This is a genomic window from Aerolutibacter ruishenii, assembly GCF_007830115.1.
Lineage (GTDB): Bacteria > Pseudomonadota > Gammaproteobacteria > Xanthomonadales > Xanthomonadaceae > Aerolutibacter > Aerolutibacter ruishenii.
Window position 1 is genome coordinate 1 of record NZ_VLKP01000014.1, and the last position, 11,936, is coordinate 11,936.

An 11,936-nucleotide genomic window follows, 5' to 3' on the forward strand; every position below is an offset into this window, starting at 1 on the left:
AAGGTCATCAAGCGCATCGCCTACGGCTACCGCGATGACGCCTATTTCTTCCTGAAGATCCGGGCTGCCTTCCCCGGACTTGGGTGAAGAACCTTCTTTTTTTCTCCATCAATCGGCGATGGCCTTGAGGGGCGCTCGCCGTACGGTCCGGCAACCAAGCGGATAACGGGCCGCGACTTGCCGGACCGTGCGGTGAGCGCCCGCCGGCAGCGCCTCAGTCGCCCAGCGTCAGCAGCGACGCATTGCCACCCGCGGCGGTGGTGTTGATGGTGATGGTCTTCTCGGTGGTGAAGCGCGGCAGGTAGTGCGGGCCGCCGGCCTTCGGCCCGGTGCCCGACAGGCCCTGGCCACCGAACGGCTGTACGCCGACCACCGCACCGATCTGGTTGCGGTTGACGTAGCAGTTGCCGACCTTGATGCGGCGGCTGATCTTCTCCACCGTCTCGTCGATGCGCGAGTGGATGCCCAGGGTCAGGCCGTAGCCGGTGGCGTTGATCGCATCGATCACGTTGTCCAGCTGGTCGGCCTTCCAGCGCACCACGTGCAGCACCGGCCCGAAGATCTCCTTGTGCAGCACGTCGATCGACGGGATCGCGTACGCGCGCGGGGCGAAGAAGGTGCCGTGCGTGGTGTCGGCGTCCAGCGCCACCTCGCCGATCCTGCTGGCCTCGCGGTCCATGCGCTCGGCGTGGTCGCGCAGCATCTGCAGCGCGTCCTCGTCGATCACCGGACCGACGTCGGTGGACAGCAGGCCGGGGTTGCCGACCTTGAGCTCGTTCATCGCGCCGCCGAGCATGCCGATCACCTTGTCGGCGATGTCGTCCTGCACGAACAGCACGCGCGCCGCGGAGCAGCGTTGGCCGGCCGAGGTGAACGCCGAGCCGATCGCATCCTTCACCACCTGCTCGGGCAGCGAGGACGAGTCGGCGATCAGCGCGTTCTGGCCGCCGGTCTCGGCGATCAGCACGCCGATGGCGGCGTCGCGCGCGGCCAAGGCACGGTTGATCGCGCGCGCGGTGTCGGTGGAGCCGGTGAAGGCCACGCCGGCCACGCGCGGGTCCTTGGTCAGCGCCGCGCCGACCGTGGCGCCATCGCCGGGCAGGAACTGCACCACGCCTTCCGGCACGCCGGCTTCGTGCAGCAGCTTCACCGCGGCATGGCCGATCAGGTTGGTCTGCTCGGCCGGCTTGGCGATCACGCTGTTGCCGGCGGCCAGCGCCGCGGCCACCTGGCCCATGAAGATCGCCAGCGGGAAGTTCCACGGGCTGATGCACACGAACACGCCGCGGCCGGACAGCTGCAGGGTGTTGGATTCGCCGGTCGGGCCGGGCAGCGCCTCGACCGCGAACAGCGAGCGCGCCTGCGCGCCGTAGTAGCGCAGGAAGTCGACCGCCTCGCGCACCTCGGCCACGCCGTCGGGCAGGGTCTTGCCGGCTTCCTTGGTGCACAGCGCGATGTACTGCGCCATGCGCTGCTCCAGCAGGTCGGCGGCATGCTCCAGGATCGCGGCGCGGCTGGCGGCCGGGGTCGCGTCCCACGCCGGCTGCGCGGCCACCGCGTTGCGCAGCGCCAGCTCGACGGTGGCGCTGTCGGCAGGCTGCCAGTGGCCCACGGTCTCGCGGCGGTCGGCGGGATTGGTCACGGCGAGGTCCGCGCCGGTCACGGTCGCGCCCGGCACCAGCGGCGCGGCGCGCCAGGTCTTGGCCGCTTCGGCGTTGACCTGCTCGGCCAGCGCGCGCAGTTGGTCGTCGTTGGCGAGGTTCACGCCCATGGAATTGCTCCTCTCAATGCCGTAGCTGCGGTACAGGTCGACCGGCTGCGGGATGCGCGGGTGCGCGATGGATTCGAAGGCGGACACGGTCTGCACCGGGTCCTGGATCAGGTCGTCGATGGCGACGGCTTCGTCGGTGATGCGGTTGACGAAGCTGGAGTTGGCGCCGTTTTCCAGCAGGCGGCGCACCAGGTACGGCAGCAGGTCCTCGTGGCTGCCGACCGGCGCGTACACGCGGCACGGCACGTCGAGGCGGTTGGCGGGGATCACCTCGGCGTACAGGTCATCGCCCATGCCGTGCAGCTTCTGGAACTCGAAGTTCTGCGCGCGGCCCATCGACTTCGCACGCTGCCAGATGCTGGCGATGGTCTGCGCGTTGTGCGTGGCGAACATCGGGTAGATCGCGTCGCTCGCCTCGAGCATGCGCCGCGCGTTGGCGAGGTACGACACGTCGGTGTTGGGCTTGCGGGTGAACACCGGATAGCCCAGCTGGCCGTCGACCTGCGCGCGCTTGACCTCGCTGTCCCAGTACGCGCCCTTGACCAGGCGCACCGGGATGCGGCGGCCGGTGCGGCGGGCGAGGTCGGCGATGAAGTCGATCGCCTCCGGGGCGCGCTTCTGGTAGGCCTGGATCGCCAGACCGTAGCCTTCCCAACCGTCCAGCGACGGATCGCTGTACGCGCCGGCGATCACGTCCAGCGACAGCTCCAGGCGGTCGGCCTCCTCGGCGTCGATGGTGAAGCCGATGCCGTACGACCTGGCCAGCTGCGCCAGCTCCAGCACACGCGGGGTCAGCTCGGCGAACACGCGCGCGCGCTTGGCGTGCTCGTAGCGCGGATGCAGCGCGGACAGCTTCACCGAGATCGACGGCACCCCGAACACGTCCTGGCCGAGGTAGTTGCCGCCGGGGCCACTCTTGCCGATCGCGTGGATCGCGTCGCGGTAGGCCTGCTGGTAGCGCAGCGCGTCCTTGGTGGTCAGTGCGCCTTCGCCCAGCATGTCGAAGGAGTAGCGGTAGGCGGCGTTGGCGCCCTTCTGCGAACGCGCGAGCGCCTCGCCGATGGTGCGGCCCATGACGAACTGGTGGCCCATGATCTTCATCGCCTGGCGCACGGCGAGGCGGATCACCGGCTCGCCCACGCGCCCGATCAGGCGCTTGAAGGCGTTGTGCACGTCGCGCTTGGTCTCGTCGGCAAGGTCGACCAGGTGGCCGGTCAGCATCAGGCCCCAGGTGGAGGCGTTGACCAGCACCGAGTCGGACTGGCCCATGTGCTTCTTCCAGTCGGCCTCGCCCAGCTTGTCCCGGATCAGCTTGTCGGCGGTGTCCTCGTCGGGGATGCGCAGCAGCGCCTCGGCCACGCACATCAGCAGCACGCCTTCCTCGCTGCCCAGGTCGTACTGGCGCATGAAGGCCTCGATCGCGCCCTGGTCCTTGGCGCGGGCACGGACCCGGCGCACCAGGTCGGCGGCGGTGGCCTGGGCGGTGGTGCGGTCCGCCTCGGGCAGGCGCGCCTGCTCCAGCAGCGCGCGGACGTGGGTGGCCTCGTCGCGGACCCAGCCGGCCGTGAGGGCGGCGCGCGCGCCGGTGGAGGGGGGCGGAAGCTCGGGGGCGATGAGTGGGCCGGCGGTGCCGGAGGGGGCGGTGGTGCCGCCTGGGAGGGATTGGTCGGTCATCTGGTCCGCGGGACTGCCGGGGGAAGCCCAATATTCTAGAGCTTTTGCGCGTCCGCGCTGGCTGTCACAGGATCGGGCCCGGTATGGAATACGGCCGCCGGAAGGCGTGATGCCGATCACGTCGTGCACCGCCGTGGCGGCGCCGGAACCGCCTTCCACGAGCCCAAAAAGCACAATAAAAATTTCCTCGCTTGCCGCAAGTCAATGCACGGGGCTACCATTTCGCGGTTATCCGTAGCGCCGTTCCCGGCGTGATGGGCCCTCGCGGGCCTGCCAGCCATCCCTTTCCGGACGGTCCCCTGGTGCCTTCGGGCAAGCCTCGGTCGGCCGGAGCGGGTAGCCTGCGAAGCGGTATCCAACAACACTTCTTAGATTTATCGGGGCTCGAATCTGATGAAAGCCGGTCGTATCAAGCAGTGGGCAGTCGGTGGCGCCGCCATGGCCCTGCCGGTCCTCGCGAACGCGCAGGCCGCCGATCCCAAGCCGTGGCAGCTCAACATGGGCCGCGGCGTGACCCACCTGTCGCAGAACGCCTACGAGGCGCACATGCTGGCGCTGTGGATCTGCGTGGCGATCGGCGTGCTGGTCTTCGGCGCCATGGCCGTGGCCATGTTCAAGTTCCGCAAGTCCAAGGGCGCGGTCGCCGACCAGAGCCTGACCCACAGCACCAAGCTGGAGATCCTGTGGACCGTGGTCCCGGTGGTCCTGCTGCTGGTGATGGTGTTCCCGGCCACCCGCAAGCTGATCCAGATGTATGACACCCGCGAGTCGGCCATGACCGTGAAGGTCACCGGCTTCCAGTGGATGTGGAAGTACGACTACCTGGGCGAGGGCGTCTCCTTCACCAGCCGTCTGGACCGCAAGAGCGACGAACTGCGCCAGAGCGGCAAGGTCATCGCCGCCGGCGACCACGACCACTACCTGCTGGACGTGGACAACGTGCTGGTCCTGCCGACCGACACCAAGATCCGTTTCGTGATCACCGCCGACGACGTCATCCACGCCTGGTGGGTGCCGGCGCTGGGCTGGAAGCAGGATGCCATCCCGGGCATCGTCAACGAGGCCTGGGCCGAGATCCGCGAGCCGGGCCTGTACCGCGGCCAGTGCGCCGAGCTGTGCGGCAAGGACCACGGCTTCATGCCGATCGTGGTCAAGGCCGTGCCGAAGGCCGAGTACCAGCAGTGGCTGGCCGCCGAGAAGGCGAGGAACGCGCCGGCCGCTCCGGCGGTCGTGCCCGCCGCCGCCCCGGCTGAAGCCGCGCCCGCCGAACCGGCTGCGCCGGCCGAAGGCGAGACCCCGACCACCGACGCCACGGCCGCCGCTGCTACCCAGCACGCTGCGGTCGCCGGCTGATCGTCACGCATCACAGATAGAGGTAGGCCATGGCTGCCACGCACCCCGTCGCTGACCACCACGATGACCATGCCCACCAGCAGGGTTTCATCGAGCGTTGGTTCTTCTCGACCAACCACAAGGACATCGGCACGCTGTACCTGGTGTTCAGCTTCATCATGTTCATCATCGGCGCCGGGTTCTCGGTGGTGATCCGCACCGAACTGGCGCAACCGGGCCTGCAGCACGTCAGCCCCGAGTTCTTCAACCAGATGACCACCATGCACGCGCTGGTGATGATCTTCGGTGGCGTCATGCCGGCCTTCGTCGGCCTGGCCAACTGGATGATCCCGTTGCAGATCGGCGCGCCGGACATGGCGCTGCCGCGCATGAACAACTGGTCGTTCTGGATCCTGCCGTTCGCCTTCGCGATGCTGCTGCTGACCCTGTTCATCCCGGGCGGCGCGCCGGCCGGCGGCTGGACCATGTACCCGCCGCTGTCGCTGCAGGGCGGCAACAACGTGGCGTTCTCGATCTTCGCCATTCACATGATGGGCATCAGCTCGATCATGGGCGCGATCAACGTCATCGCCACCGTGCTCAACATGCGTGCCCCGGGCGTTGACCTGCTGAAGATGCCGATCTTCTGCTGGACCTGGCTGATCACCGCGTTCCTGCTGATCGCGGTGATGCCGGTGCTGGCCGGCGCCGTGACCATGCTGCTGACCGACAAGTACTTCGCCACCTCGTTCTTCAACGCGGCCGGCGGCGGCGACCCGGTGATGTACCAGCACATCTTCTGGTTCTTCGGCCACCCCGAGGTCTACATCATGATCCTGCCGGCGTTCGGCATCGTGTCGGAGATCATCCCGACCTTCAGCCGCAAGCCGCTGTTCGGCTACCAGGCCATGGTGTACGCGACCGCCGCGATCGCGTTCCTGTCGTTCATCGTGTGGGCGCACCACATGTTCACGGTGGGCATGCCGCTGGGCGGCGAGATCTACTTCATGTTCGCCACCATGCTGATCTCGGTCCCGACCGGCGTGAAGGTGTTCAACTGGGTCACCACCATGTGGCGCGGTTCGCTGACCTTCGAAACCCCGATGCTGTGGGCGATCGGCTTCGTCATCCTGTTCACCATCGGTGGCTTCTCCGGCCTGATGCTGGCCATCGTGCCGGCGGACTTCCAGTACCACGACACCTACTTCGTGGTGGCGCACTTCCACTACGTGCTGGTGACGGGCGCGCTGTTCGCGATCATCGCCGCGGTGTACTACTGGTGGCCCAAGTGGACCGGCCGCATGTACAACGAGAAGCTGGGCAAGTTCCACTTCTGGTGGACCATGGTGTTCGTCAACCTGCTGTTCTTCCCGCAGCACTTCCTGGGCCTGGCCGGCATGCCGCGCCGCATCCCGGACTACAACGTGGTGTTCGCGGACTGGAACCTGGTCAGCTCGATCGGTGCGTTCGGCATGTTCGTCACGCCGTTCTTCATGGCCTTCGTGCTGTGGCACTCGAAGAAGCACGGCGCCAAGGCCGAGGCCCGCGCATGGGAAGGCGCCAAGGGCCTGGAGTGGACCGTGCCATCGCCGGCGCCGCACCACACCTTCTCGACCCCGCCGGTGATCAAGGACGGCGACCTGGCCCACGGCGACATCAGCCACTGATCCGGACCGCTGAGCACGCACTGGCATGAGCCCGAATCCCGCCAACCGTGACGACCTCGACGCGCGCCGCAAGGGCGCGCGCCGGACGGCGTGGATCGTCGGCGGGATCGCCGTGCTGGTGTACGTGGTGTTCCTGCTGATGGGAGTGCTGGGCCAATGAGCGCACACGACCCCTCGCAGCTGCCGGTGGAGGCAGCGACCAGCGCCAAGCCCGAAGCCCGCCGCAGCGCGGGCCTGGGCAAGATGGTGGTGGTCGCGCTGCTGGCGTTCGGCTTCACCTTCAGCCTGGTGCCGCTGTACCGGCTGGCCTGCGAAAAGGTGCTGGGCATCCGTCTGGAGCGTGGTGCGGTGGAGCTTGGCAAGGCCGGCGCCGCCAAGGTCACCCGCACGGTCAAGGTCGAGTTCGACGGCGGCGTGAACTCCAAGCTGCCGTGGCAGTTCCAGCCGCACCAGCTGTCGATGGAAGTGGTGCCGGGCGAGCAGTACGAGACCACGTACTTCGCGCGCAACACCAGCGACCGCGACATGGTGGGCAGCGCGGTACCATCGGTGGCCCCGGCGCGCGCCTCGGGCTACTTCAACAAGACCGAATGCTTCTGCTTCACCGCGCAGACGCTCAAGGCCGGCGAGTCGCGGGACATGCCGGTGCGCTTCATCGTCGATCCCAACCTGCCGGACGACGTGAAGACCATCACCCTGTCGTATACCTTCTTCAAGAACGATGCGCTCACATCGCAGCTGCCCGGGGCATCCGCCTCGCCGCACGCCGCGCCGTGATCCTCCTGTAACTGTTACCGAAACGGAACCAGCCGCCATGGCCCAAGCCCAATCGCCAGACGCCAACCACTACTTCGTGCCGCACAGCAGCCGCTGGCCGTTCCTCGGCTCGATCGCGCTGTTCGTGACCATGGTTGGCCTTGCCAGCTGGTTCAACGACGTCTCGTGGGGCAACGAGGTCTTCTTCGTCGGCATCGCGCTGCTGTGCGGCGTGCTGTTCGGCTGGTTCGGCGACGTGATCCGCGAATCGGTCGCCGGCAACTACAACAAGCAGGTGGACGTGTCGTTCCGCATGGGGATGATGTGGTTCATCTTCTCCGAGGTGATGTTCTTCGCCGCGTTCTTCGGCGCGTTGTTCTACGCCCGCCAGTACGCGATGCCGTGGCTGGGTGGCGAAGGCGATGGCGTGATGACCAACAGCCTGCTGTGGGAGGGCTTCAGCGCCGCATGGCCGAGCAACGGCCCGGGCAACGTCGGCGGCGCCTACCAGACGATCCCGGCGTGGGGCCTGCCGCTGCTCAACACCCTGATCCTGCTGACCTCGGGCGTGACCGTGACCATCGCCCACCATGCGCTGAAGGCGGGCCACCGCAAGCAGCTGCTGCTGTTCCTGGGCCTGACCGTGCTGCTGGGCGCCACGTTCCTGTTCTTCCAGGCCGAGGAATACATCCACGCCTACCGCGACCTGAACCTGACCCTGGGCTCGGGCATCTACGGCTCAACGTTCTTCATGCTCACCGGCTTCCACGGCGCGCACGTGACCCTCGGCACGATCATGCTGGCGATCATCTGGCTGCGCTGCCTGAAGGGCCATTTCACCAAGGATGACCACTTCGGGTTTGAAGCGGTGGCTTGGTATTGGCACTTCGTCGACGTGGTGTGGCTGGGCTTGTTCCTGTTCGTCTACGTGCTGTAAGCGGCGACAGGCTGGATATGCAACGGGCCGGCGATTGCCGGCCCGTTGGTTGTTTGGAACCCGGGTGATGCGCGCCGTACCGCCGCGCGCGACCCGCTGGCGATGCCGGCCGGGCGGGTGCAGTGGATCAGCGGCCGACGCCGTGGAACTCGATCCAGCCCATCTTGGCGGCGATGACGATGCCAAGGATCAGCGCGATGGACAGCGCGACGCGCTTGGTGAGCGCGTTGACCGTGCGCTTGCTCTCCCCCTTGTCCACCAGCATGTAATAGAGGCCGGCACCGAGGTTCCAGAGAATGAGGATCAGGACGCCGACGATGATCAGGGTCTTCATGGCAGAACTCCGGTGCACGCAGGTGCGTGGGAATGTCAGGGGCCGTAGGTGCGCGGCAGATGGGCCATTATTGCAGTTGTGGGAGAGGGCGGCATGCGCGCGGGCCTGAAACTTCTGGTGTGGTGGCTGCTGGCGCTGCTGCTGGCCGGCGGTTTTGCCGGCCTGGGCACCTGGCAGTCGCGTCGCGCGGTGGAAAAGCAGGCCATGCTCGACGAGGCGGCGCGGGTTCTGGCGCAGCGCGTGCCGACGGCGCTGGCCACCGCCGCTGATCCGGCCCGCGCTGGCACCGTTGCGTGGGCGGAGGGACCAGGCCGGTTCGATGCGCGTGGACCACTGTGGCTGGACAACCAACTGCGCGAGGGCCGCGCTGGCGTGCGCGCCTACCGCATCTTCGTCCCCGAGCAGGGCGCGCCGCTGCTGGTCGAACTGGGCTGGTTGCCGCTGCCGGGCAACCGCGAGTTGCCGGCGATCGAGCGGCCGGAGGGCGTGGTCACGGTGCGCGGCCTGCTGGCGCCGCCGCCATCGCCCGGCCTGGCGATCGGACCGGCGCTGGCCCCACACGGCGACGGCTGGCTGCTGGCGCGCGTTGACGTGGCTGAAATCGCGCGCGCAACCGGGTTGTCCGTGCCGCTGGCGCCACGCGTGCTGCGCCTGGACCCCGACATGCCCATGGGTTATGCGCGCGACCTGACGCTGCTGACCAACACGCTGCCGCCGGACAAGCACCGCGGCTACGCCGTGCAATGGTTCGCGCTGGCGCTGACGGTGCTCGTGACTGCCCTGATACTGACGTTCCGCAGGAGGAGCCGATGACCCCCGACGCCACTACCGTCCGCCGCAATCGCCTGATGTTGCTGGCGATCTTCGCGATCTTCTTTGGCAGCCTGTTGTTCGCCGGTGTGCTGCGTTTCTCCGGCTGGCGTCCGGCCGGTAGCAGGAACCACGGCGAACTGCTGCAGCCGCCGGGCGACCTGCGCGCGGTCACGCCCATCGACAAGAATGGCCAGCCGTATGCGTGGAACCCGGCGGAGCGCACGTGGCGCATTGCACTGGCGCCGCCGGCATCGTGCACCACGTCCTGCGTGGAGCTTGCACGCGAGATTGACGTGGTGTGGCAGCTGTTCGGCAAGGATGCGGACAAGGTGCACGTGCTGTGGATCGGCGATGTGCCTGCCGGTGCGGTGCGCCCGGCCAGCCTGCATGAGCTACAGCCGTCCGGCGCGCTGAGCAGGGGCCTGCCGCGTGTCAATGATCCGCAGGGCGTGCCGGTGTACGTGATCGACCCGAATGGCTTTGTCATACTGCGTTACGCTCCCGGCTTCGATCCGGGCGGCCTGCGCGCCGACATGGCCAAGCTGCTGAAACTGAAGTGAGTCCGCGCATGACCGCACCCGTGAAGCCCGTCCCGTACAAGCATCTGCACCGCATCGCCTGGCTGGCCGTGGCGTTGGCGCTGTGCGTGATCGTGTTCGGGGCCTTCGTGCGCCTGTCCAACGCCGGCCTCAGCTGTCCGGACTGGCCCACCTGCTACGGCCGCGCCACCTGGCCGAGCGCCACGCACGAAGCGGTGGATCACGCGGCCACCGCGATTCGCCCGTTCGACACCACCAAGGCCTGGCGCGAGCAGGTACACCGCCACATCGCTGCGACGCTGGGCCTGTTGGTGCTGTCGCTGGCGCTGTTGGCCGCGCGCCGCCGGCGCTTCGGTGTCGCACAGATCCTCGGCGCAAGCGCGCTGGTGGCCGTCGCCATCCCCTTGTACATGCACGGCGAGCACGTGGCGGCGTCGGTGCTTGCGGTGGCGGGCGAGGCGATCCTGCTGTTCGCAGCGTTGCGCTGGAGCAACCTGGACCATGCCCGCGTGGCGGTGCTGACGCTGGCGGTGATCATCTTCCAGGCGTTGCTGGGCATGTGGACGGTCACCTGGTTGCTGAAGCCGATCGTGGTGATGGGTCACCTGTTGGGCGGGCTGCTCACCTTCTCGCTACTGACGTGGTTCGCCTGGCGGGCCACGCACCTGCCGATCCGCCAGGCGGATGCGCCGGTGCTGCGCAAGTGGGTCATCGCCGGACTGGTGGTGCTGGGGTTGCAGATCGCGCTGGGCGGCTGGACCAGCGCCAATTACGCCGCGTTGTCGTGCGGCACCGACTTTCCCACCTGCGTGGGCAAGTGGTGGCCGCCGCACGACTTCGGTGAAGCTTTCGTGCTGTGGCGCGGCATCGGCGTGGACTATGAGGGCGGCGTGCTGGACGGCGCGGCGCGCATCGCGATCCAGCTCAGCCACCGCATGATGGCGGTGGTGGTGTTCGTCTACCTGTTGCTGTTGGCGGTGCGGCTGCTGCGCATGCCGGGCATGCGCGGCTGGGGCACGCTGCTGGCGGTGCTGACCCTGGTGCAGGTGAGCCTCGGCATCGCAAACGTCAAGCTCGCGCTGCCCCTGCACGTGGCGGTGGCGCACAACGCCGGCGCGGTGTTGCTGCTGTTCGTGCTGGTCACCCTGCTCGCGCGTTTGCGCGAACCGGAGCACTGATGGCCACGTCGATGCGCCAGTACTGGGACCTGACCAAGCCACGCGTGGTGGCGCTGATCGTGTTCACCGCGCTGGTCGGCATGCTGCTCGCCATCGACGGCATGCCGACCGGGGAAGAGGCCTTGCGCGGCGCTCTCGGCTTCCTCGGCATCTGGCTGGCGGCGTCATCGGCCGCGGCGATCAACCAGATCCTCGACCAGCGCATCGACGCGAAGATGGCGCGCACCTCGTGGCGTCCGCTGGTGGTGGGCGGTGTTTCCACGAAGCAGGCACTGGTATTTGCACTGGTGCTGGCGGCGCTGTCGATGGCGGTACTGGTGCTGTTCGTCAACGCCATCACCGCGTTGCTGACCTTCGCCTCGCTGATCGGCTATGCGGTGGTCTACACCGCGTACCTCAAGCGTGCCACGCCGCAGAACATCGTCATTGGCGGCCTGGCCGGCGCCGCACCGCCGCTGCTGGGCTGGTCGACCATGACCGGCATGCAGGGCGAATGGGACTGGGCGCATGCACTGTTGCTGGTGCTGATCATCTTCGTGTGGACGCCGCCGCACTTCTGGGCGCTGGCGATCTTCCGCCGCGCCGACTACGCGCGGGCGATGGTGCCGATGCTGCCGGTCACCCACGGCGTGGCATATACCCGCTGGCAGATCCTGCTCTACACCGTGCTGCTGGTGGCGGTAACACTGCTGCCATGGGCCACCGGGATGAGCGGCCTGTTCTATTTCGGTGGTGCGCTGGTGCTGGGCCTGGTATTCGTCTGGTATGCGTGGAAGCTGATGGATCCGCCGGACGAGATGTTCGCGATGAAGGTGTTCAACTACTCCATCGTTTACCTGATGGTGTTGTTCGCGTTCCTGCTGGTGGATCACTGGCTGGCGCCGCTGTTGGTGACGGCGCCGGTGCTGGAACTGCAGGCGGCGTGATCGCCGCCT

General features: G+C 67.7%; 11 protein-coding genes. 9 read left to right on the forward strand and 2 right to left on the reverse strand.

The window, feature by feature from the left end:
* Window positions 1-214: 214 nt before the first annotated feature.
* The gene (gene putA, locus IP93_RS13870) at window positions 215-3,445 is read right to left on the reverse strand and encodes a bifunctional proline dehydrogenase/L-glutamate gamma-semialdehyde dehydrogenase PutA (RefSeq protein WP_144816694.1); all 3,231 of its coding nucleotides are present in this window, start codon (window positions 3,443-3,445) and stop codon (window positions 215-217) included.
* A 393-nt stretch (window positions 3,446-3,838) separates the two neighbouring features.
* On the opposite strand from putA, the gene coxB reads away from it, so the two are divergent.
* The 5 genes from coxB to IP93_RS13890 are packed head-to-tail and all read left to right on the forward strand — an operon-like array spanning window position 3,839 to window position 8,137.
* Window positions 3,839-4,798 (forward strand): cytochrome c oxidase subunit II, encoded by a 960-nt coding sequence (gene coxB, locus IP93_RS13875; RefSeq protein ID WP_144816696.1) that lies wholly within the window; start codon window positions 3,839-3,841, stop codon window positions 4,796-4,798.
* 29 nt (window positions 4,799-4,827) lie between these two features.
* Window positions 4,828-6,444: a cytochrome c oxidase subunit I gene (gene ctaD, locus IP93_RS13880; protein WP_144816697.1), complete on the forward strand. Its 1,617-nt coding sequence runs from the start codon at window positions 4,828-4,830 to the stop codon at window positions 6,442-6,444.
* A gap of 25 nt (window positions 6,445-6,469) precedes the next feature.
* The gene (locus tag IP93_RS15995) at window positions 6,470-6,604 is read left to right on the forward strand and encodes a hypothetical protein (RefSeq protein WP_277874044.1); all 135 of its coding nucleotides are present in this window, start codon (window positions 6,470-6,472) and stop codon (window positions 6,602-6,604) included.
* On the forward strand, window positions 6,601-7,221 hold the full coding sequence (locus tag IP93_RS13885) for a cytochrome c oxidase assembly protein (protein ID WP_144816699.1): 621 nt from the start codon (window positions 6,601-6,603) through the stop codon (window positions 7,219-7,221). Before IP93_RS15995 ends, IP93_RS13885 begins: the two co-directional genes overlap by 4 nt.
* A 37-nt stretch (window positions 7,222-7,258) precedes the next feature.
* On the forward strand, window positions 7,259-8,137 hold the full coding sequence (locus tag IP93_RS13890) for a cytochrome c oxidase subunit 3 (protein WP_144816701.1): 879 nt from the start codon (window positions 7,259-7,261) through the stop codon (window positions 8,135-8,137).
* Between the two features lie 127 nt (window positions 8,138-8,264).
* On the opposite strand, the gene IP93_RS13895 is transcribed toward IP93_RS13890, so the two are convergent.
* Window positions 8,265-8,471, reverse strand: coding sequence for a twin transmembrane helix small protein (locus tag IP93_RS13895; protein WP_144816703.1), 207 nt, complete (start codon window positions 8,469-8,471; stop codon window positions 8,265-8,267).
* A 93-nt stretch (window positions 8,472-8,564) separates the two neighbouring features.
* On the opposite strand from IP93_RS13895, the gene IP93_RS13900 reads away from it, so the two are divergent.
* Genes IP93_RS13900 through IP93_RS13915 form a run of 4 tightly spaced genes read left to right on the forward strand, consistent with a single transcriptional unit; the run spans window position 8,565 to window position 11,927 of the window.
* Entirely contained in the window at window positions 8,565-9,284 is a 720-nt protein-coding gene (locus IP93_RS13900) for an SURF1 family protein (protein ID WP_144816704.1), read from the forward strand.
* The gene (locus IP93_RS13905) at window positions 9,281-9,844 is read left to right on the forward strand and encodes a hypothetical protein (RefSeq protein WP_144816706.1); all 564 of its coding nucleotides are present in this window, start codon (window positions 9,281-9,283) and stop codon (window positions 9,842-9,844) included. The genes IP93_RS13900 and IP93_RS13905 overlap by 4 nt, the downstream gene beginning before the upstream one ends.
* An 8-nt stretch (window positions 9,845-9,852) precedes the next feature.
* The gene (locus IP93_RS13910; RefSeq protein WP_144816707.1) at window positions 9,853-11,001 is read left to right on the forward strand and encodes a COX15/CtaA family protein; all 1,149 of its coding nucleotides are present in this window, start codon (window positions 9,853-9,855) and stop codon (window positions 10,999-11,001) included.
* On the forward strand, window positions 11,001-11,927 hold the full coding sequence (locus IP93_RS13915) for a heme o synthase (RefSeq protein WP_144816709.1): 927 nt from the start codon (window positions 11,001-11,003) through the stop codon (window positions 11,925-11,927). The genes IP93_RS13910 and IP93_RS13915 overlap by 1 nt, the downstream gene beginning before the upstream one ends.
* The last annotated feature ends 9 nt before the right edge of the window (window positions 11,928-11,936 follow it).

Bases quoted from the DNA above. Each gene is read 5' to 3' on its own strand.
- IP93_RS13915 (WP_144816709.1), top strand. From the start codon at position 11,001: ATGGCCACGTCGATGCGCCAGTACTGGGACCTGACCAAGCCACGCGTG.
- IP93_RS13905 (WP_144816706.1), top strand. From the start codon at position 9,281: ATGACCCCCGACGCCACTACCGTCCGCCGCAATCGCCTGATGTTGCTG.
- IP93_RS13900 (WP_144816704.1), top strand. From the start codon at position 8,565: ATGCGCGCGGGCCTGAAACTTCTGGTGTGGTGGCTGCTGGCGCTGCTG.
- IP93_RS15995 (WP_277874044.1), top strand. From the start codon at position 6,470: ATGAGCCCGAATCCCGCCAACCGTGACGACCTCGACGCGCGCCGCAAG.
- IP93_RS13890 (WP_144816701.1), top strand. From the start codon at position 7,259: ATGGCCCAAGCCCAATCGCCAGACGCCAACCACTACTTCGTGCCGCAC.
- putA (WP_144816694.1), bottom strand. From the start codon at position 3,445: ATGACCGACCAATCCCTCCCAGGCGGCACCACCGCCCCCTCCGGCACC.
- IP93_RS13885 (WP_144816699.1), top strand. From the start codon at position 6,601: ATGAGCGCACACGACCCCTCGCAGCTGCCGGTGGAGGCAGCGACCAGC.
- ctaD (WP_144816697.1), top strand. From the start codon at position 4,828: ATGGCTGCCACGCACCCCGTCGCTGACCACCACGATGACCATGCCCAC.
- IP93_RS13910 (WP_144816707.1), top strand. From the start codon at position 9,853: ATGACCGCACCCGTGAAGCCCGTCCCGTACAAGCATCTGCACCGCATC.
- IP93_RS13895 (WP_144816703.1), bottom strand. From the start codon at position 8,471: ATGAAGACCCTGATCATCGTCGGCGTCCTGATCCTCATTCTCTGGAAC.
- coxB (WP_144816696.1), top strand. From the start codon at position 3,839: ATGAAAGCCGGTCGTATCAAGCAGTGGGCAGTCGGTGGCGCCGCCATG.